Origin of the sequence: Mycolicibacterium peregrinum (assembly GCF_001665625.1) — a bacterium.
GTDB lineage: Bacteria > Actinomycetota > Actinomycetes > Mycobacteriales > Mycobacteriaceae > Mycobacterium > Mycobacterium peregrinum_B.
The window spans coordinates 90,756-110,957 of sequence record NZ_LZSY01000021.1 but is presented as its reverse complement, the minus strand read 5'-3'; the positions used below and the strand labels follow the sequence as shown (position 1 = coordinate 110,957).

General features: G+C 64.8%; 17 protein-coding genes and 1 other RNA gene. 4 read left to right on the top strand and 14 right to left on the bottom strand.

All coding sequences use genetic code 11. The features are described 5' to 3' along the window. Positions 1 to 3 precede the first annotated feature (3 nt). Entirely contained in the window at positions 4 to 621 is a 618-nt protein-coding gene (locus tag A5779_RS03565) for a TetR/AcrR family transcriptional regulator (RefSeq protein WP_064879018.1), read from the top strand. Here A5779_RS03565 and A5779_RS03560 read toward each other — a convergent pair. Together A5779_RS03560 and A5779_RS03555 are read right to left on the bottom strand one after the other, a co-directional pair. Beyond that, a complete protein-coding gene (locus A5779_RS03560; RefSeq protein ID WP_064879015.1) occupies positions 566 to 1,579 on the bottom strand; it encodes an alpha/beta fold hydrolase in 1,014 nt (337 codons plus the stop codon). The two genes, A5779_RS03565 and A5779_RS03560, sit on opposite strands and share 56 nt — an antisense overlap. Before the next feature lie 18 nt (positions 1,580 to 1,597). Next, a complete protein-coding gene (locus A5779_RS03555) occupies positions 1,598 to 3,358 on the bottom strand; it encodes an N-acyl-D-amino-acid deacylase family protein (protein WP_064879012.1) in 1,761 nt (586 codons plus the stop codon). Between the two features lie 98 nt (positions 3,359 to 3,456). Here A5779_RS03555 and A5779_RS03550 point away from each other — a divergent pair, with 98 nt between their 5' ends. Continuing rightward, positions 3,457 to 4,788, top strand: a complete 1,332-nt coding sequence (locus A5779_RS03550) for an aromatic ring-hydroxylating oxygenase subunit alpha (protein ID WP_064879009.1) — start codon at positions 3,457 to 3,459, stop codon at positions 4,786 to 4,788. Beyond that, positions 4,785 to 5,438 carry a TetR/AcrR family transcriptional regulator gene (locus A5779_RS03545; RefSeq protein ID WP_064879007.1) on the top strand — a complete coding sequence of 218 codons (654 nt, stop codon included), beginning with the start codon at positions 4,785 to 4,787 and terminating at the stop codon, positions 5,436 to 5,438. Before A5779_RS03550 ends, A5779_RS03545 begins: the two co-directional genes overlap by 4 nt. Here A5779_RS03545 and A5779_RS03540 read toward each other — a convergent pair. From A5779_RS03540 to A5779_RS03520, 5 genes are all read right to left on the bottom strand, one after another. Then, the gene (locus tag A5779_RS03540) at positions 5,410 to 6,819 is read right to left on the bottom strand and encodes a glycoside hydrolase family 183 protein (protein ID WP_082448917.1); all 1,410 of its coding nucleotides are present in this window, start codon (positions 6,817 to 6,819) and stop codon (positions 5,410 to 5,412) included. The genes A5779_RS03545 and A5779_RS03540 overlap by 29 nt on opposite strands. 617 nt (positions 6,820 to 7,436) lie before the next feature. After that, entirely contained in the window at positions 7,437 to 10,322 is a 2,886-nt protein-coding gene (locus tag A5779_RS03535) for an MMPL/RND family transporter (protein ID WP_064879004.1), read from the bottom strand. A 110-nt stretch (positions 10,323 to 10,432) separates the two neighbouring features. Beyond that, positions 10,433 to 11,167, bottom strand: coding sequence for a YwaF family protein (locus tag A5779_RS03530; RefSeq protein ID WP_064879146.1), 735 nt, complete (start codon positions 11,165 to 11,167; stop codon positions 10,433 to 10,435). A 120-nt stretch (positions 11,168 to 11,287) separates the two neighbouring features. Further along, positions 11,288 to 12,262, bottom strand: coding sequence for a cutinase family protein (locus A5779_RS03525; RefSeq protein WP_064879001.1), 975 nt, complete (start codon positions 12,260 to 12,262; stop codon positions 11,288 to 11,290). A gap of 235 nt (positions 12,263 to 12,497) precedes the next feature. Then, positions 12,498 to 13,415 (bottom strand): helix-turn-helix domain-containing protein, encoded by a 918-nt coding sequence (locus tag A5779_RS03520; protein ID WP_064878999.1) that lies wholly within the window; start codon positions 13,413 to 13,415, stop codon positions 12,498 to 12,500. Between the two features lie 206 nt (positions 13,416 to 13,621). On the opposite strand from A5779_RS03520, the gene A5779_RS03515 reads away from it, so the two are divergent. Further along, positions 13,622 to 14,554, top strand: a complete 933-nt coding sequence (locus A5779_RS03515; protein ID WP_064878997.1) for an alpha/beta hydrolase — start codon at positions 13,622 to 13,624, stop codon at positions 14,552 to 14,554. A gap of 216 nt (positions 14,555 to 14,770) precedes the next feature. On the opposite strand, the gene ssrA is transcribed toward A5779_RS03515, so the two are convergent. The 7 genes from ssrA to prfB all read right to left on the bottom strand — a co-directional run bounded on the left by ssrA (position 14,771) and on the right by prfB (position 20,059). Beyond that, positions 14,771 to 15,139: a transfer-messenger RNA gene (ssrA, locus tag A5779_RS03510) on the bottom strand. Positions 15,140 to 15,313: 174 nt separating this feature from the next. Then, complete coding sequence (gene smpB, locus A5779_RS03505) at positions 15,314 to 15,805, bottom strand: SsrA-binding protein SmpB (RefSeq protein WP_064878994.1); 492 nt, start codon at positions 15,803 to 15,805, stop codon at positions 15,314 to 15,316. A gap of 10 nt (positions 15,806 to 15,815) precedes the next feature. Then, entirely contained in the window at positions 15,816 to 16,712 is an 897-nt protein-coding gene (gene ftsX, locus A5779_RS03500) for a permease-like cell division protein FtsX (RefSeq protein WP_064878993.1), read from the bottom strand. Next, a complete protein-coding gene (gene ftsE / locus A5779_RS03495) occupies positions 16,713 to 17,402 on the bottom strand; it encodes a cell division ATP-binding protein FtsE (protein WP_055112280.1) in 690 nt (229 codons plus the stop codon). 45 nt (positions 17,403 to 17,447) lie between these two features. After that, positions 17,448 to 17,972 (bottom strand): Rv3103c family proline-rich protein, encoded by a 525-nt coding sequence (locus A5779_RS03490; protein ID WP_064878990.1) that lies wholly within the window; start codon positions 17,970 to 17,972, stop codon positions 17,448 to 17,450. After that, the gene (locus A5779_RS03485; protein ID WP_064878987.1) at positions 17,969 to 18,943 is read right to left on the bottom strand and encodes a mechanosensitive ion channel family protein; all 975 of its coding nucleotides are present in this window, start codon (positions 18,941 to 18,943) and stop codon (positions 17,969 to 17,971) included. The genes A5779_RS03490 and A5779_RS03485 overlap by 4 nt, the downstream gene beginning before the upstream one ends. 6 nt (positions 18,944 to 18,949) lie before the next feature. Continuing rightward, positions 18,950 to 20,059: a peptide chain release factor 2 gene (gene prfB / locus A5779_RS03480; RefSeq protein WP_064878984.1), complete on the bottom strand. Its 1,110-nt coding sequence runs from the start codon at positions 20,057 to 20,059 to the stop codon at positions 18,950 to 18,952. Positions 20,060 to 20,202: the final 143 nt, after the last annotated feature.

Here is a 20,202-nt window from a genome sequence, read left to right as displayed (position 1 = left end):
ACCGTGGCGCGTAGGCGCGGGTGGGACGGGCGACCGCCCGGCAGCGACGAGGAAGCCTCCGAACGCATCGTGGCCGCCGCTGTGCAGCTGATCGCCGAGACGGGGACCGGGATCAGCATCGCCGACGTCGCGGCATCACTCGGCGTCATCCGCCAGACCGTGTACCGCTACTTCCCCACCGCCGAAGCACTGATGCACGCGGCCGCGATCGCCTCGGTGGAAGGCTTTCTCGACCGGCTCGCCGAAAGCGTGCGAGGGATCACCGATCCCGCCGAGGCGATGACCGAGGGCGTCATGTTCACCCTGGAGGAAGTCACCCGGATACCGCATCTGCGGATCATGCTGTCCGGACCGCAGGCCGCCGCGAGTTCGGTCAACGTCGCCTCCGGCGAAGGTCAGGCCTTCGGCATGCGGATGATCACCCGGTTCGACGTCGACTGGGCGAAGTACGGATACGACGAATCCGCGCTGCGCGAGCTCGTGGAATTCACCCTGCGCACGATGCTGTCCTTCTTCATCGCCCCCAACGAACCCGGCCGCAGCCGAGAAGAACTGCGGCGCTTCCTCAGACGCTGGCTGGGCGGCGCAATTCTGGCTCAGCCGACCGATGGCGCGCAATGACCTCGCCGAACACCGCCGGGATCAACCGGTTGAAGATATCGGCGCGCTCCCACTGCAGGAAGTGGCCGGCACCCGGAACCACCAGCGGCCCAATGCGATTGAGAAACGCCCGCTCGGTGCGGGGCACGAAATCCTCGCCGACCACATGATCTTCGGGTCCGTACAGCACCAGGGTGGGCACCTCGACCGCAGCCATCAGCGGGATCTCGGCCATGGCGCGGCCGTAGGCGAGTTGATACGACGCCCACCCCGCCCGTAGCCGCGCTTCGTCGGCGAACGGCTCGGTCATGAAGTCCACCTCGGACTGGGTGAACGCGTAGGCCGAGCCCCACAGCCGGTTGGTATACATCGCCGCCACCCACTGCCTGCGAGCTTCCGGAGTGGGCAGCATCGCGGCGAGCTGGTCGGGGAAGGCGCCCTGCATCCAGCGGTAGTCACCGGTGGGATCGGCTGCGCCGCCGACGAACCCCGGATGTTGGGTGCCGATTCCCGAGTAGTCGACTCCCATGGGCGGCACGGTGTTGAAAACACAGAAGTGAGTGACGAATCCGGGATACCGGTGGATCAGGTCGGTGCTGACGACGGCTCCGACATCGCTGGCCGCGATCAGGCAGGACTCGTGGCCCAGTTGGTCGTGGACCAACGCATACAGGTCGCGGGAGTACGTGACGATGTCGTGCTGATCGTCGGGCGGGATCGCACTGTCGCCCATGCCGCGCAGGTCCGGGACGATGACCTCGAAGCCGGCTGCGGCCAAGGCCTCGATGTTGCGCCACCAGATCCGCTTCGTCTCGGGGTACCCGTGCACCAGCAGCAGGGGCACACCGCCGACGCCCTCGCGGACGTACGCCAGCGAAACCCCTTCGGCGACAGCGGCAGTGTGGATTCTGAACGCGTCAGCGGCCGGCGCCGCAGGCTGGGCCGGGCGCTGACGCGGGTCGTAACGGAAATCCGCCATGACGAAAGACCCTACTGATCAGCGGGTCCCACGCACCAGACGACCCGGACGGGCCCCGGTGTCCACCCCGTGCCTGCGGGTGACCGTCCCGCTGACGATCGTCGCGTCGTAACCGCTTGCCCCCTGCACCAACCGTTTTCCGCCGGCAGGCAGGTCATAGGCCATTCTCGGCGCATGCAAGGTCAGGCCATCCAGGTCGATCACGTTGACGTCGGCCTTCTTGCCCACACTGATCACGCCGCGGTCCGACATACCGTAGAGCTGCGCGGTGTCGTGCGACTGCTTGCGGATCACGTACTCCAGCGGCAGCTTCTCGCCACGATGACGGTCACGGGCCCAGTGCGTCAGCAGGAACGTCGGGTACGAGGCGTCGCAGATCATGCTGCAGTGCGCGCCGCCGTCGGACAGACCCAGCACGCCGGCCGGATGCGTCAGCATCTCGCGGATCGCATCGTGATTGCCGTCGGAGTAGTTGAACATGGGGTACATCAACATGGCACCGGCATCGGCCTCGAGCATCAGGTCATACATCGCGGCCAGCGGGTCCATGCCGCGCTGCTTGGCGATCGCCGCGACGGTGCGCTCGTCGGTCGGCTCGTAATCCGGCGGTTCACCGATGTGGTACAGGCGGTTTGCCGCATTCTGCGCCAGCATGAACATGCCGTCGAAGAGCTTGCTGGGATCGATCGGCAGGTCTTCCTCGGCCAGGATCGCCGCGCGTACCTTGGGGTCGGCGAGCCGCTCGGCGAGTTCCTCGCGCGTGCATTCGGCCTGCAGTCGCCGGTAGGTCGGGCGGTGGGTGAAGGCATGGTGACCGGGGAAGCCCAGCAGCATGCCGAATGGCCGCGCCGCCACCTGAGGGAACAACCGGCTACCCGCTTTGTGCGCGGCCGCCGACAGGTCAAGCTGCTCGCGCCACAGGTTGGGGTCGGCGTCGACCTGGATCAGGGCGAAGCTCAGCGCACAGTCGATCTCCTCGCCGAGCCGACGCATCCAGTCGAGTTCCTTCTTGGGTGCGACGATGTCCTCACCGGCGGCACCTTGGGGAGCCAGCTCGAAGACCGCCGCGCCACCGGCCGCGGTGGCCCGGCCCAGCGCGAACAACTCGTCCTCGGCGGCGAAGGTTCCGGGCACCGGCTCGCCGTCCATGGCGGTGTGCGCGATGGTGCGCGACGATGAAAAGCCAAGCGCTCCAGCTTCGATGGCCTCCTGCACCAGTTTGGCCATGGCCTTGATGTCATCAGGTGTCGCCGCTTCGTTGCGGGCGCCGCGCTCCCCCATCGCGTACGCCCGGATGGCGCCGTGGGCGATCTGGGTGCCCATGTCGACGGCCAGCTCACGCTTGCCGATCACGTCCAGGTATTCGCCGAACGTCTCCCAACCCCAGGTGATGCCCTCGGTGAGCGCCGTGCCGGGGATGTCCTCGACGCCCTCCATCAGGGAGATCAGCCATTCCTCCTGGCCGGGACGCACCGGTGCGAAGCCGACACCGCAGTTGCCGGCCACCACGGTCGTGACGCCATGGTTGCTGGACGGTTCGAGCACGGCGTCCCAGGAGACCTGGCCGTCATAGTGGGTGTGAATGTCGACGAAGCCGGGGGCGACGATCTTGCCTGTGGCGTCGATGGTTTCGGCGGCGTCGCCGGCCAGTGCCGGGTCTTCGGCGCCGCGCCGATGCACCTCGACGATCTTTCCGTCCTTGATCGCGACGTCGGCGGTGAACCGGTCCGCACCGGTCCCGTCGACGACCGTACCGCCCGTGATTTTGAGATCGAACACGTTTTTGCTCCCTTGAGGCGTGGAGGCCGCTACGGTCGCAATGTAACACCGTTACATTGCGACGTCCCGAGATTCTCCTTCTCAGTGGGAGGTGCCCCATGACCCACAGCTCAACTGACACACACCCGCGGGCTGATGCGATCGGCGAACCGCCGGCACGCCCCACCCGGGTGCCGGCCGAACGCTATACCTCGCCCGCGTTCGCGCGCCTCGAAGTGGAACGGATGTGGCCGCGGGTGTGGCAACAGGCCTGCACGGTCGATCATGTGGCCGACCCCGGCGACTACTTCGAATACCGTTGCGGCCCCTACTCGGTGCTGATCGTCCGCGGGGACGACGGGGAGTTGCGCGCCTTCCAGAACGCGTGCCGCCACCGCGGCAACACCCTGTGCACCGGTGCCGGCTCCTCACTGCGGGAACTGAAATGTGGCTACCACGGCTGGACCTGGGATCTGGCCGGTGTGCTCAAACGGATTCCTAACCGCAAGGGGTTCGGGTCGGTGCACATGTCCGAGTTCCCGCTGGCGCCGGTGCAGGTAGACACCTGGGAACGGTTGGTCTTCGTCAACCTCGACCCTGCAGCGATGCCGCTGGCCGACTACCTGGAAGCGGTCCCCGGAGACATCGCGTGGTGCGGGCTCGGCGACTTCCGTTGCTACGCAACGATGACCATCGATGTCGACGCCAACTGGAAGACCATCGCCGACGGGTACAGCGAGACCTACCACGTTCAGACCTTGCATCCCGAGCTGCACCGGTGCATGGACGACGTCTACGCACCCCAGACGATCTGGGGCCACACGGGCAAATCCGAATCGCTGTACGGAGTGCCGAGCCCACGGCTGTCCGGCGCGCTGAGCGACGAAGAGGTGTGGGACGCCTACGTGTACACCCAAGGCGCGCTGATGGGCGTCGCCGAGGGCACCCCGTTCCCGTCGGACCGGCAGTCCCCCGGCCAGTCGGTGGCCGACGTGATCGCCTCGCAGATCAGGGAATTCGCAGCAGGACGCGGCGTCGACATCAGCTGGGCCAGCACCGATCAGGTGATGTGCCTGCACCAGTACAACATCTTCCCCAACCTGACCCTGCTCGCCAGTGCCGATCACCTGACGGTGATGACGTCGTTGCCGGGATCGGATCCAGACCGCGGGCAACTGGTGATGACGCTGATGGCCCGCATGCCGGCCCATGCTCCGCGGGTAAACCCGACCGACGTCCGGATGGGCGCCGAGGAGGCGCACCCCGGCGCGGTGATGAGCCAGGACATCGCCGTGCTCACCGGCCTGCAGCGCGGATTGCACCAGCCGGGCTTCACCCACCTCGTCCTGTCCGCCGAGGAGCGCAGAATCATCAACATGCACCGCAACCTTGAGCGCTACCTCGACCTGCCGGACGCCGAGCGCATCGCCGAGGCGGAAGCCGGCAAATGAGTCCGAAACCGAAGCCGATCGACGCCGACGTCATCCTCGATGCGGCAGCCGATCTGATCGAGAAAGACGGGGTGGAAGCGTTCTCGATGCGGGGGCTCGCCGAGCGCATCGGCGTGGCCGTCACGTCCATCTACTGGCACGTCGGGGGCCGCGACGCCCTCTTCGACAGTCTGGTCGACCGTCTGCTGACCGAGATGGCCGGCCTGCCCATGCAGGGTGACAGCCCCGTGAATCGAATTGCCGCACTGGCCCGCAACCAGCGCAGCCTGCTGATCCGGCACCAGCATCTACTGGCGATCGCCCACGAGCGGGACCGCACCCCGACCTTGTTCCTGCCCGTACAACAGCGGCTCGCCGCCGAACTGGCAGAGCTGAATGTCACCGGAACACGGGCCGCACTGGTGCTGCGCGCCGTGCAGGTGCACGTGATCTCGTCCGCGGTGATGCAGTTCTCGGCGGTCCGCGGCCCCCGGCATCAGGAGGAGGATCCGTCCCTGTGGACCGCCGACTGGCCCGATCAGGCGCTCGTCGCCGCCCTGCAGTCTCCCACCGACTACGACGCGGTGTTCGAGTACGGCCTCGACGCCCTGCTGGCACCGCTGAGGCCGGTCAACGGCCGGGTCAGGGCAACACGGTCTTCATCAGCATGACGTTGTAGGCCGACCACAGCGACAGGTTGTAGTACAACTCCTTGCCCGTCGACCACGGATGCAGATACGGCGCGTAGATGCCGCCAGGGATCTGCGACGACGGCGCGATCAACTGCTCAGGCCCCCACGGGCCCTGCGGCGCCGGCGCGGTCCGCATCACCACATCGTTCATCCCGTTGCCGTACAGCACCAGGTACTGCTTGAGATACGTGTTGTACTGGGCCGACATCTCGCTCACGGGACCAGGGATCACCGGCGTCGCCGCGGCCGGGTTGCCCGGTACCCAGGCGTTGTTGTCCGCGTTCCAGTACTCGTACTTGGTGAGGTCCGGGATGAGTCCCGGAGCCACCCGCGCGATATAGGCCGAGCCGCCGCGTCCGTTCGGCGTGCCGAACGTGTAGATGTACGGATCACCGGGACCCGGTTTGAGGAACGCACCCATCTGGAAATTCTCGTTGCCTCCGCCGGGCGGCCGGATCGTCCCGGGGTACACACCCCAGTTCTCACCGTTGTCCGGCGACATCGCGATCGCCGAGAAGTTGGTCGACCACGCGCCGGGACTGTCCCAGTTCCGGATCGACATGAAGTTCAGATATTGATTGCGCCCGACCGAGATTCCCGCCGTCGGGATGATGCCCGTCTCCTCTGGCGCCCGGCCGATGCTGTTGATGATCTGCTTGGAGATGCCCTGGCGCCACACCGGAGAACCGGAGTACTTGTTGGCCACCACACCATCGGGCACGGCGACGGTATTCGACAGCGATCCGTCCTGACTGCGGAACAACGCGTTGTACCGCCACTGTTTGCCGGGAATACCGCAATAGCCGTTGGTGTCGCCGAAGGCCATCAGCACCTGCCGGTTCACCGGATCCCCGTTGTCCCACATGATTCCGAGGTCAGTTCCGGTGATGGCGAAGCGTTTGATCGTCTGGTTGGGGCTGTCGGGACCGGTCACCCAACCCACGATCGACGTGCCAGGAGGCGCACCCGGGGCTGGTTGGGCCGCTGGAGCCGGAGCCGGCTGAGGCGCCGCGGGAACCGGGGCCGGCTGAGCCGCATTCGGGACCGGCTGAGCGCCACCAGGATTGGGTGCCGGCACGACGGCCGCTTTCTGCCTGACCTGTCCGGAGTTCGGCATCAGCGCCTTCAGAAGGGCCAGTGGCAACTGCCCGAGCTTGGGCAGCGGAGCCCGGTCGTTGGCCCCGGCGGGCATATGCCCGATCGGGCGGTTGAGCGGGGCGAGCCGGGACGGCTTGGGAATCTGGAAGGCCTGGTTCGGGAGAGGTTGCGCGGCCGCAGCGGCGCCTTCGCAGGGTTCGGCCGATGCCGATGGCGCCACCCCGACGGCGACGACGAGTCCTATTGCGGCCGCCGCTGCCATCGTCGAAGCACCTCGAGGACGTCGCGACATGTCACACCTTCCCAATGCAGGGACGTCGACATGACGTCACAGTTGGCTGATGTGACGTTAGTGATCAATGGTGTCGATGTGACCAGTGATGCACCGATAGGTATCGTCCCGTGACCGTGTCGCAACCGACCCGGCGTGTTGCTTTCGACCGGGAAATTCGATGTCAACCGCGCGGTACCGCCCGGCGCACCCACGAACACTCCCCACGGGCGAGCGTTCCGCACTACGGTGGGAAGTGGTGGAACTATCGAAACGAGCGAGAGGGATCACCATGGCAGGAACATTCGATCCGAAAAAGGGCGGCAAGTTCGAGCCCACCACGAAGGCCAAGCCGCCGCCACCTCCACGGCCCGGCGGCAACAAGAAGTAATTAGGCGAAACTGCCCACGTGCGAGCGCTTTCAGCTCACACGTGGGCAGTTCCGTTTGCAGATCAGCTACAGACTTGAACCAACCGGAAAGGCCCGGTGGCACATACCGACGGCGGACCGTATCCGCCATAACCCCAACCAGCCCCGTAGGCAGGAGGCGGGGGCGGCGGCGGACGTGTTCGATTTCGACTTCCACCAATTACGTTAGATCCGCTTATTAAGTCTGGGCTGTGTAGGCGCTTTGTGTGTTTCCGTCCTGCTGCAGAGACGCCAGGCGTCGCTTCGACGCTGCCGACTGGATGACCTGAGGCCACCAGAACCAACGGCCCAGCAGCGCGGCAATGGCAGGGGTCATGAACGACCGCACGATCAGCGTGTCGAACAGCAGGCCGAGCGCGATCGTGGTGCCCACCTGCGCCATGACCTTGAGATCACTGAACGCGAATGACGCCATAGTGAAGGCGAACACCAGACCCGCCGAGGTCACCACCGAACCGGTGCCCGCCATCGCCCGGATGATGCCGGTCTTCAGGCCACCGGACAGCTCTTCCTTGAAGCGGGACACCAACAGCAGGTTGTAGTCGGACCCGACTGCCAGCAGCAGGATGACCGACATCGCCAACACCATCCAGTGCAATTCCAGGCCGAGGAGGTGTTGCCAGACGAGAACGGACAGCCCGAATGAAGCGCCGAGCGACAGCAGCACCGTGCCGACGATCACCGCTGCCGCCACCACGCTGCGCGTGATCAGCAGCATAATGATGAAAATCAGTGACACCGCGGCGATTCCGGCGATCATCAGATCGTAGAACGACCCGTCCTTCATGTCCTTGTAGGTGGCCGCGGTACCCGCCAGATAGATCTTGGAACCCTCCAGCGGCGTGCCCTTGAGTGCTTCCTTGGCCGCCAGCTTGATCGGCTCCACATGGTTGACGCCCTCCGGCGTCGCGGGATCGCCCTCGTGACTGATGATGAACCGCACCGACTTTCCGTCGGGTGAGATGAAGTTCTTCATGCCGCGCTTGAAGTCCTTGTTGTCGAAGGCTTCCGGCGGAAGATAGAACGTATCGTCGTTGCGCGCCTCGTCGAAGGCCTTCCCCATCGCTGTCGAATTCTCTTGCATGGCAGCCATCTGATCCTGCTGGCCGGCCTGGGTGGCCCGCTGCGTCAGCATCATGGTCTTCATGGACTTCATCGACTCGATCTGCTCGGGCATCAACGCGGCCAGCTGCGGCATCAACGTGTCGAGGTGCTCGAGGTCAGGCACCAGTTCCTGGACGTCGTCGGTCAGGGGGTCGATCCCGTCGAGGGTGTCGAACATCGCCCGGACCGACCAGCACAGCGGAACGCTGGAGCAGTGCGGTTCCCAGTAGAGGTAGTTGCGCAGTGGACGCAGGAAGTCGTCGAAATCGCCCAGATGGTCCCGCAATTCGGCAATGTCGAGAGTCATCGTCTTGGTCTTGGCGACCATCGAGTGGGTGATGTCGGCCATCTGCAGGGTCAGCTGCGACATCCGCTCCATCGTGTCGATGGTCTTCTGCATCTCGTCGGCCTGAACCAGCATGTCAGCCATCCGGTCCTGGTTGTACTTCCGGTTCATCGTGTTGGTGGTGCCCTGGCGGCTGAGCAGGAACGGGATGGACGTGTGCTCGATCGGCCGGCCGTTGGGTCGGGTGATGGCCTGCACCCGGGAGACTCCGGGGACCCGGACGATCCCCTTGGCGATCTTGTCGATGACGAGGAAGTCTGCGGGGTTTCGCAGGTCGCGGTCGGTCTCGATCATCAGCAGTTCCGGATTCATCCGCGCTGCGCTGAAATGCCGTTCGGCAGCCTGATATCCGACATTGGCGGCCAGATCTGACGGTAGGTACTTGCGGGCGTCGTAATTGGTCTTGTAACCCGGCAGCGTGAGCAGGCCGATGAGGGCCAGGCCCAGCGTCGCGGCCAGAATCGGGCCGGGCCACCGGACCACCGCGATGCCGACCCGGCGCCAGCCGCGCGACCGGATACTGCGTTTGGGCTCGAAACGCCCGAACCGGCTGCCGATCACGATGACTGCCGGGCCCATCGTCAGCGCGGCGATCACCGCGACGAATGTGCCCACCGCACATGGCACTCCCATGGTCTGGAAGTACGGCAGGCGGGTGAAGCTCAGACACAGCATCGCGCCGGCGATCGTCATACCGGACCCGAGCACCACATGGGAGGTACCGCGGAACATCGTGTAGTACGCGGTTTCCCGGTCTTCACCGGCGCCACGCGCCTCTTGATAGCGACCGATCGCGAAGATCGCATAGTCGGTTCCCGCCGCGATGACCATCAACGTCAGGAGATTGACCGCGAAAGTGGACAAACCGATGATGTCGGTGTGCGCCAGGAACGCCACGATGCCGCGGGCCGCACCGAGCTCCATGAAGACCATCAGCAGCACCAGGATCATGGTGGCGATAGAGCGGTAGACGATCAGCAACATCACCGCGATCACCACGAGCGTGATGGCGGTGACCCGCGCGACGCTCTTGTCGCCCGCGTGGTGCTGATCGGAAACCAGCGGCGCTCCGCCGGTCACGTACACCTTGATCCCGGCCGGCGGCGACGACTGGTTGACGATGTCGCGCACCGCGGCCACCGAATCGTTGGCCAGCGTTTCGCCCTGGTTGCCACGAAGGTAGACCTGGACGTAGGCGGACTTGCCGTCATTGCTCTGTGCGCCCGAGGCCGTCAGCGGATCGCCCCAGAAGTCGGCCACATGTTGCACGTGGGCGGTGTCGGCCTCGAGCTTGTCGACGATGCCGTCGTAGTAGTGGTGTGCGTCGTCGCCCAGGGGTTGCTCGCCTTCCAGCACCACCATGGCGTTGCTGTCGGAATCGAACTCCTGGAAGTCACTGCCGATCTTGCGCATGGCGATCATCGCCGGAGCGTCTCTGGCACTCAGACCGACGGTGTGCTCCTCGCCGACCTTCTCCAGCGGCGGGACGAGAGCATTCGTCAGGACCGTCAGGGCCACCCAGCCGAGCAGGATCGGCACGGCCAGCACGCGGATGAAGCGGGCGATGCCCGACCTGTCCGGTCCCGTGCTCGTTTCCGTTGCCTTGGTCTGCACAACCCGCCCCTTCGATCAGGCCACTGTCGCCCGGTGGGACAGGTCGCAAGCGATACACATTCGCAGTCGCGCGTAATATACCTAGCCTGTCAAAGTGTCAGTGTCAATAATCACTTCGCGGGTCCACTGACAGCTACCTCACAGCTACGCCGCATCCGCTCCCACGGCCAGGTCATCAACGCCCACACGATCAGCACGATGACGACCTCGGCCAGCAGATACACCGGCCAGGGGCCCAGCACATCCAGCAGTGACGCGGTGGGCGGCTTCCTGTTGAGGTAGCCGTAATTGGCCCCGGTGATCGCGTTGAAGGCGAAGGTGACGGCTCCCCACGCGAGCGTCGCGATGACCGCGAAGCGGTAGTCACGCCACCGTGGTCGCATCCCTCGCCCCCAGGTGAGATAGATGGCCGCCCACACGACGAGCACGTGGAGCGCGAAGAACGTGAGGAACAGGTGATGGGGGAAGTCCGGAGCACCGTCTTTTGCCGTGCCGATGTCCGGCGTGATCAAAGCCTGTGAACTCAGGACCAGGCCCCAGAAATAGGTGAGGACGAAGGCCCAATGCCGTTGCGACCACAGGGCATACGCGGCTGCCAGTTCGGCCAGGTCGCACAACTGGAGCGGCACCGAGTTGTCGATGGTGGGGTCGGTCAGCTTGTAGGCCAACGCCACGAGAAAAGCCGCGATGAGCGCAACCGCCAGGACACGGCTAAGGATTCGGGCCTGCGCTTGCGTCTGCCGCCGGCCGATCACGACCAGCAGCACCGCGCCGAGGACGAACACCGCCAGCACCACCAGGTGCGACGGGCCGTACGCCGAGAACTCGCGTTGTGCACTGGACAATTCGATCAACTCCCCCGTTTCATCGCAGGGAACGATTACCCATGATCGCAGGTGGGGACGCGTCTCTGCGCTGAAAACGAAGAAGGGCCGCATCTCTGCGGCCCTTGCCTCGTGGACTACCTAGACCCACCCGATTCCGGCAGGCGGTGCGGACGGCGCGGGTGTCGACGAATCGGACCCGGGTGGCTGCGTTCCGTATCCGGGTGTCGCCGGGCTGTACCCCGGCGCTGGGGCGTACCCCGGTTGCGGACCGTGCAGCGACGTGTCTGGGCCGGTGCCCGGCAGTGGGCCATACACCGGCGTCGGACCGGACCCTGGCAACTGGCCGAACTCAGGCAGCTGACCGTAATCCGGCAGCGCGGGACCGTACCCGGGCAGCGACTGTCCCGAGCCGGCGAGCAGCTTCGACGCGATGAATGATGCCGCCTGGGTGGTGTACACGGGGACGTAGCCCTCGGTGTGCCCGCTCCATTCGTTGCCCTGGCCCTCGTGACAGATCGGATCCATGGGGTTGCACAGGTCGATCGCCTTGGACCCGTACAGTGCGCTCTGGGTTGCTATCGATTGCTTGGTTCGGGTGCCCACGTCACCGAAGGTGGTGATCGCCACGACGTTGTCGGCGTATTCACGCGGCAGCGAATCGCCCCACGTGATGTTGCCCAGCGGGTTGCCGGCCACGATGTTGATCACACTCGCGCCCTGCGAATAACCGCCCAGCACGATCTTGGTGTCGGGACAGGAGGACAGCGTGGACTTGATGTGGGAAATCGCGTCTTTGGCGCCGTCGCCGCCGTGCAACTGCAGCTTGCTGGCCTTGTAGTTGACCCCGTAGGAGTCGATCTTCATGCCGGCGGTCTGCTTGCGCAGCGCATCGACGAGAGCATCGCCGACCCGGCCCATACCGGCCGGCTCGTCGGTGCCACGCGCGAAGACGACCTCCGCATCGGCGCAGTCGGCGGCCGCCGCTATTGGCGGCGCGGTCAGACCGACGAGTGGGATACCGGAGGTGAGAAGTGCAGCAGCGCCAAGCCCGACCCAGCGACAACCTGACCGCGCACTGCCCTGCTGAGGGCCACGTTTGCGGTGAGAAAACATGCCTCAATCTAACCCGTAACCAGGACAAGTGGACTCATGTGTGGGGCCGGCCGGCCCGGACTGCGTGGTGAAAGGGTGGTGACAGAAAAAGAAACAGGTCAGGGATTAGATCCCTGACCTGCATCTTCTCGGTGGAGCTAACTGTCATGTTCACAGTGTCTTCCGTGCCATCTGTGGGCCGCTAGTTCCGCATCGCCGAGATCGAGTGTCGTCCAAGACGAAGCTGATCTGCTGATCACGTCTCGTTGTCCTCCGCTAGACCGGGCTCGCTGAAAAATAGCCCAGATAGCGGCGGGCGGCTGTGAGACTGCTGATCTTCCTGCGCGGCCCAGGAGGCTAGGAAAGTCAGGCCTTCGTGGCTGGGAGTACCGGGTTCTGCGCTCCAGACGACGAGCTGTTGGCTGGGGTCTGTGGTGACGGTGAGCGTTTCCCAGTCCAGAATCAGTTCACCCACGAGAGGGTGGCGGATCTTCTTGATGCCGCTGGTCTGTGATGCGACGTTGTGCGCGGCCCACCATCGGCGGAAGTGCGCGTCGTTGATGGAGAGCTCGCCGACGAGTTCGCTCAAGCGCGGATCGTTGGGAGTTTGCGCTGCCTCCATGCGCAGGAATGCGACACATTCGGGCGCGACACTTTCCCAGTTTGCGTAGCGTGATCGCATCTCGGAGTCGGAGAAGACCAGACGGGCGTAGTTTCGTTGCTTGGCCGGGATCTGGGAGAAGTCGGTGAGCAGCGCGGCCGCTAGCGGGTTCCAGGCCAAGATGTCCATGCGGCGGCCGAGAATGATCGCCGGGAATTCCAGTGCGTCGAGGAGTCGTCTGGTTTGCGGCCGGATCTTTTGTTGATCTGCCCGACGTGGAAGTGCATTGCTTCTCCCCGCAAGTCCGAACAGATAGTTGCGCTGGTCATCGGCGAGACGCAGCACCTCGGCGAGAACGGTGAGAACGGGCGCGGACGCTGAGAGTCGACCTTGCTCCACCCGGGTGTAGTACTGGACGCTGATCGAGGCCAGCTGTGCGACCTCCTCGCGGCGCAGTCCCGGGACACGTCGGTGTGTTCCGTCCTCGGGCAGGCCCACGGCGGCCGGCGTCAACGCATTCCGTCGGGACTTGAGAAACTGCCCGAGTTCGCTGCGGATGGCGTGGTCGCTCATTTAGACCACGCTACTGCTGGTATTGGTGCAGCGCGGGAGAGTGTCAGGACAGCAGCGCCGACAAGGGGGTAGAGATTTTTACCCTGCATCACGCCCTGCCTGGGTAGTTAGCGTGGGTATACGGAGAGCGATCAAAGCTCGCATCGAGCATGTTGCGCCAGCTTCGATACGAGTACCCAAGGCGCCAACCCAGGAGGTGTCACCCCATGGAAACCGTGACTTTCAAGAACAAGAATGTCGATGTAGCGGCAGATATCCACTTTCCGCCCGATTTCGATCCGGCCCGCAAATACCCGGCGATCGTCAGCGCCCACCCGGTCGGCAGCTGCAAGGAGCAGACCTCGGGATCCGTATACGGCAAGGCGTTCGCCGAGGCCGGCTTCGTGGTCCTCGCGTTCGACGCGGCATTTCAAGCCGGTAGCGGCGGCGAGCCGCGCCAGCTCGAGGATGCGACCTGGCGCGTGGAGGACTTCCGTTGTGCGGCCGACTATCTGGTCACTCTCGACTACATCGATGAGAACCGCATCGGCGTGTTCGGCATGTGTGCCGGCGGCGGCTACACCTGGGCGGCTGCGATGACAGAGCGGCGGTTCAAAGCGGTGGCGACCGTGACCGGAGTCAACTTGGGCCGGTTGCTGCGCCAGGGCGACATGTCCCCGGACGCGGCCATCAAGACGCTGGAAGCCATCGCGGCGCAGCGCACCATCGAGGCTCGTGGTGGCGAGCAGCGCCTCGACAGCTCTCTGCCGCCCTCGGTTGAGAAGGCGAAGGAGCTGGGGCTCGTCCCGCCTCTGCACATCGATGTCGCCGAGGCAACCGAGTATTACAAGACACCGCGAGGTGCACACCCGCACGGCACGAACCTGTGGTCCTTCGCCTCCCTGGCACCCACGGTCTGGTTCGACGCCTACCACCTCGCAGACAAACTATTGACACAGCCGCTACTGCTCGTCGTGGGTAACAAACCAGGTGAATTCGGCGCCTACCGGGACGCGTACACCGTCTTCGACCTCGCCGCCTCACAGGACAAGGAACTCCTCGTGATCCCGGACGTGTCCCACTACGACCTGTACGACAAGCCCGAAGCGGTCGGACCGGCCCTCGAAGCACTCATCCCGTTCTTCACCAAGCACCTCTGACCGTCACCCACATCCGACCCCCGGCGGGCCTCGCGACGCGCTCAGAATCCAGGTTGGGGAGCACGCAGTGTTACGCCCGCATGGGCGCTTCTCTGGACGACGACTATCCGCATACAGAGACCTCCTTGCCGACTGTGCATCCAGTGGTACTCCACGGGTATGACACTTTTTGCTGTCGGCAAGGAGGTCTCGAATATGAAGTTATCTGGGTACTACTGGTGGAGCTGCCGGGAATTGAACCCGGGTCCTACGGCATGTCCTCGAGGCTTCTCCGTGCGCAGTTCGCTGTGCCTCTACTCGGATCTCTCAGTCACGCGAACAAGCCGAGATGACGATCCCAGTCGCTGTTTGATGTCCCCACGGGTTCCGCGACCGAACCCGTGGGTGGGTCCCTCTAGCTGATGCCAGGGTCCGGGCCGAGGGCGCTCCCGGTCTGACAGACACGCAGTCGCTTAGGCAGCGAGTGCGTAGTCGCGCTGATTGGAATCGGCGCTTAATTGGTTGCAACGACGCTTACGGTGGTCTCTTGCCTGCACCGGCACGCTTCCCTTGATTCGATGCGCGAAGTCGAAACCGATCAGCCCCTCGCATCCCTGCCGAATCTCGGCAGGACAGTCAATGGTACGCCAGACCCAACGGCGAACGCCAAGTGATTATTCCGGCGAGTCTTCGTGTCGGCCGCGACCGCCGAGCGCGCGCAAATTGCCCACCAAATACGGCGTGTCGGGCACCAGACGCGCACGCTCGCGGTGCAACGAACTACGACATGCCCTTGGCGCGGCGGCCCAACTCGCGGGTGATCTCGCGGTCGGCGTCACGCTTGGCGAGATCGTGGCGTTTGTCGTGGGCCTGCTTGCCGCGGGCCAACGCCAGCTCGACCTTGACTTTGCCGTCGGAGAAGTACATCGACAACGGCACGAGCGTGAGGTTGCCGTCGCGGATCTTGCCGATCAGGTTGTCGATCTCCTTGCGGTGCAACAGCAGTTTGCGGTTGCGCCGCGGCGCGTGGTTGGTCCAGGTGCCGTGGTGGTACTCGGCGATGTGCACGTTGCGCAGCCAGATCTCACCGTCGTCGACGGTGGCGAACGCGTCCGCCAGCGAGGCCTGGCCTTCACGCAGACTCTTGACCTCGGTACCCATGAGCGCGATGCCCGCCTCATAGGTATCGAGGATCATGTAGTTGTGCCGCGCCTTGCGATTGCTGGCCACAATCTGCTTATTGCCGGCGGGGCTGGACTTCTTGGTCGCCACTAGTTCACGACTACCTTCGTATGTAGAGCCGCAGCGTCACGTACGCGGTAATCCCGGACATCGCCAAGCCGAGGAACAGCATCCATGGTGCGCTGAAGTAGAGCACGTCAGCGTAGTCGACCCTGGCAATCAAATTCGACTGATAAAACTGGTCGAGCGCCTTCTCGAGGAACACCGCTCGCACGACTATCAGGCCCACGATGGCGATCACCACACCGATCAAGGCCGCGATCATCGCCTCCACGAGGAACGGCAACTGGGTGTACCAGCGGGTCGCACCGACCAGGCGCATGATGCCGATCTCGGTGCGCCGCGTATACGCGGCCACCTGGACCATGTTGGCGATCAGCAGCACCGCACCGACCGCCTGCACCAGCGCCACCGCGAACGCGACGCTACTGAGCCCGTCGAGCACGGCGAACAGCCGGTCGATCAGGTCCTTCTGGTTGAGCACGTTGAGCACACCGGGCTGACCCTGCATTGCCTTGTCGAATGCCTCGTGCTGCTCAGGGTCGTTGAGCTTGACGATGAACGACGCCGGGAACGCGTCCTTGCCCGCGACATCCTTGTATTGCGGGAACTTCTTGATCGCATCGTCGTAGGCCTGCTCGCGATTGAGGAAGCTCAACGAGCGCACGTCGTCGCGGTCGTCGATCATGCGGTACAGCGCCTTGCACGCTTCTTCGTCGCAGTTCGGGTCGTTGGCCGAGATGTCGTCGGTCAGGAACACCTGGCTCTCGACGCGGTCCAGGTAGATGTCGCGGGACTGATCGGCCAACCGCACCACCAGCAGACCGCCACCGAACAGGCCGATGGAGATGGCGGTGGTCAGGATCATCGCCACCGTCATCGTGACGTTGCGACGAAGTCCGGTCAGAACTTCATTGACAAGAAAGCCGAAGCGCACTTAGCGATCCATTCCGTAGACGCCGCGCTGCTCATCACGGATCAGCCGGCCGAGTTCGAGTTCGACGACCCGTTGGCGCATGGAGTCGACGATGTGATGGTCGTGGGTGGCCATCAGCACCGTGGTGCCGGTCCGGTTGATCCGTTCCAGCAGGTCCATGATGTCCTTGCTGGTCTCCGGATCCAAGTTTCCGGTGGGCTCGTCGGCGATCAGGACCAGTGGGCGGTTGACGAAGGCCCGCGCGATGGCGACGCGCTGCTGCTCGCCACCGGACAGTTCGCTCGGCAACCGATTGGCCTTGCCGGACAGGCCGACCATCTCCAGCACATCCGGGACCACCCGGTTGATCACCTCGCCACGCTTGCCGATCACCTCGAGCGCGAACGCCACGTTCTCAAACACCGTCTTCTGCTGTAACAGGCGGAAGTCCTGGAACACGCAGCCGATGACCTGACGCAGGCTCGGCACGTGCCGGCCGGCGAGCTTGTTGACGTGAAACTTCGACACCCGGATGTCACCGGAGGTGGGCGTCTCGGCTGCCAACAGCAGTCGCATGAACGTCGACTTGCCCGAACCCGACGGGCCGATCAGGAAGACGAACTCACCCTTGTCGATTTTCAACGAGACGTCATCGAGCGCTGGGCGCGCCGAAGACTTGTAGTGCTTCGTCACGCGGTCGAGGGTGATCATCACGGCACGCCAGTGTAGCGGGGCGGAACTATCCGGCAGGTCAGGCTATCGCGGCAATGTCGGGGCCACCGACTCCTGGCCGGGTAGCGGCTGCTCGGCAGGCGGGGCCGGCGCAGGCGCAGGCCCCAATGGCAACGTGATGGGCGGGAGCAGTCCCGGACCGTCCGGATCGAACACCGTCGTCCGCGGAGCACCCGGTGAGGGCGTGGTGGTGGTACTGGTCGACTCTCCGGGCACCGGCTCGGTCGGAGTGGTGGTCTCCGTCGTCGTCGGTGTGGTCGTCTCGGTCGTCTCCGGCGTCTCCGTCTCCGTCGTCGGCGTCGTCGAACGAGGGGTCTGCAGCTTGGTGCGCGGCACCCAGGTGTAGTCGGGATCGGGCACGAACCCAGGCGGGACCACCTGGGTGTCAGGCGACTGCGGCGCGGTCTGCTTGGGCCGGTACTCCTGCTGCAACCACGACAGCGCGATGAACGCCACGATCAGCACCACCGTCGAGGTGCGAACCCGACCCAGCCTGCTGCGCCAGAGTCTGTTGGCCGCGTCGGTCAGCTTGGTGAAGTCGGGTTTCACTTCTTCGACTCCTGAGCCGATGCCGGAGGCGCGGCGACCGTCTCGGCGACGGCTGCCGGATGGATGACGTCCCCGGCGGCGGCGACCGACGCGCCTGACGAGGCCACACCGGCCCGGCGCAGCGCGCGCACAACCCGTATTCGCAACCGCCTGCCCACCTCGAACTGTTTGCCCGGCAGGGTACGGGCGACCATCCGCAAGTTCACGGTGTCGACTCCGAGGCTCTCGATGCCCATCAATTGCGGCTTGTCGAGCAGCAGCTTGGACAGCTCGCCGTCTTCGGCGGCCTTCTCGGCGACATCGTTGAGCACGTCGTTGACCATGTTGAGATCGACCGTGGACGGTATCGGTATGTCGACGACCGACCGTGCCCAGTCCTTGGACAGGTTCAGCGCCTTGACGATCTGCCCGTTGGGCACGGTGTACATCTCGCCTTCGGAGGACCGCAGCTTGGTGACCCGCAACGTGACGTCCTCGACCGTGCCCTCGGCCTCATTGGCCGCAGCGATGGTCAGTCGGACCAGATCACCGAACCCGTACTGCTTCTCTGTGATGATGAAGAAACCGGCGAGCAGATCCTGCACGATCCGTTGCGCGCCGAAACCGAGGGCGGCACCGAGCACCGCAGCCGGGGCGACCAGGGAGGCGATCGGTACCGCGAGCGCATCGGTGACCTCGACGAGCACGATGATGAACAGGACCGCCACCGACACCCAGGAGATCACCGAGGCGACAGCCTGCCGGTGCTTGGCGCTCTCCGAGCGCACCAGCTGGTCGCTCTCCTGATATTCGGCGTCGATCCGGCGCACCACCCGCTGCGCGGCCCAGTTGATGAACCGCGCGGCGAGCAGGCCGCCGATCAACAACAGGGCGATGTGCAGTCCGGTGGTCAGGATCCACACGCCGATCTCGCCGACCCAGAAATCGTGCCAGCGGTCGGCGAGAGGAAGGGCGAGCACGGTATCAGTCATCGTCAATCAGTCGTCTTCATCTTTTCTGTTGCGCCATCTGATCCCTGCTTCCAGGAATCCGTCGATGTCTCCATCCAGCACGGTGGCCGGGTTTCCGACCTCGTACTCGGTGCGCAGATCTTTCACCATCTGATAGGGGTGCAGAACATAGGACCGCATCTGGTTGCCCCACGAGCTGCCGCCGTCGCCCTTGAGCGCATCCATCTCGGCGCGCTCCTCCAAACGCTTGCGTTCCAGCAGCCGGGCCTGCAGCACGCGCATCGCCGCGACCTTGTTCTGCAGCTGCGACTTCTCGTTCTGACAGGTCACCACGATGCCGGTGGGGATGTGGGTGAGCCGGACGGCGGAGTCGGTGGTGTTGACCGACTGCCCGCCGGGACCGCTGGAGCGGTACACGTCGACGCGTAGGTCGCCTTCGGGGATCTCGATGTGGTCGGTGGTTTCCACCACCGGGAGCACCTCGACGTCGGCGAACGACGTCTGGCGGCGGCTCTGGTTGTCGAAGGGGCTGATCCGCACCAGCCGGTGGGTGCCCTGCTCCACCGAGAGGGTGCCGTAGGCGAACGGGGCGTGCACGGCGAAGGTCGCGCTCTTGATCCCGGCTTCCTCGGCGTAGGACGTGTCGAACACCTCGACCGGGTAGTCGTGCTTCTCGGCCCAGCGGATGTACATCCGCATCAGCATCTCGGCCCAGTCCGCTGCGTCGACGCCACCGGCGCCGGAGCGGATGGTGACGACGGCCTCGCGCTCGTCGTATTCACCGGAGAGCAGGGTGCGGACCTCGAGGGTCTCGATCTCCTCGCGAAGCTTGGCGAGTTCGGCGTCGGCCTCGGCGACTTCTTCTTCACCACCCTCTTCGGCGGCGAGCTCGAACAGCACCGGCAGGTCGTCGACACGCTGACGCAGGTCCTGCACCCGGCGCAATTCACTCTGCGCGTGCGAGAGCTCACTGGTGACCTTCTGGGCGCGCGACTGGTCGTCCCAGAGGTTCGGATCGGAGGCCTGCTGCTCGAGCATGTCGATCCGCTGGCGCAGGCCATCGATGTCGAGCACCCGCTCCACGGTCGTCAGGGTGGTGTCGAGTGCGGCTACGGCGGCTTGGCGGTCTGGATCCACGAATGTTCAGGGTACCCGGCGGCATTTCGGCGGCAGTTCTCTCCGACTGGCGGCAGCGCAGACGATCTGTGTTTAAAGTCGGTTGGTACCCGGCCCGGCACGCCATCGGCTGGGTCTGTGACGGTTTTTCCGCTCGTAAGAAG

Excerpts from the sequence above, each read along its gene's own strand:
- A5779_RS03560 (WP_064879015.1), bottom strand. The coding sequence starts at position 1,579 with ATGGCGGATTTCCGTTACGACCCGCGTCAGCGCCCGGCCCAGCCTGCG.
- A5779_RS03550 (WP_064879009.1), top strand. The coding sequence starts at position 3,457 with ATGACCCACAGCTCAACTGACACACACCCGCGGGCTGATGCGATCGGC.
- A5779_RS03545 (WP_064879007.1), top strand. The coding sequence starts at position 4,785 with ATGAGTCCGAAACCGAAGCCGATCGACGCCGACGTCATCCTCGATGCG.
- A5779_RS03540 (WP_082448917.1), bottom strand. The coding sequence starts at position 6,819 with ATGGCAGCGGCGGCCGCAATAGGACTCGTCGTCGCCGTCGGGGTGGCG.
- A5779_RS03525 (WP_064879001.1), bottom strand. The coding sequence starts at position 12,262 with ATGTTTTCTCACCGCAAACGTGGCCCTCAGCAGGGCAGTGCGCGGTCA.
- A5779_RS03520 (WP_064878999.1), bottom strand. The coding sequence starts at position 13,415 with ATGAGCGACCACGCCATCCGCAGCGAACTCGGGCAGTTTCTCAAGTCC.
- A5779_RS03515 (WP_064878997.1), top strand. The coding sequence starts at position 13,622 with ATGGAAACCGTGACTTTCAAGAACAAGAATGTCGATGTAGCGGCAGAT.
- ftsE (WP_055112280.1), bottom strand. The coding sequence starts at position 17,402 with ATGATCACCCTCGACCGCGTGACGAAGCACTACAAGTCTTCGGCGCGC.
- A5779_RS03485 (WP_064878987.1), bottom strand. The coding sequence starts at position 18,943 with ATGACTGATACCGTGCTCGCCCTTCCTCTCGCCGACCGCTGGCACGAT.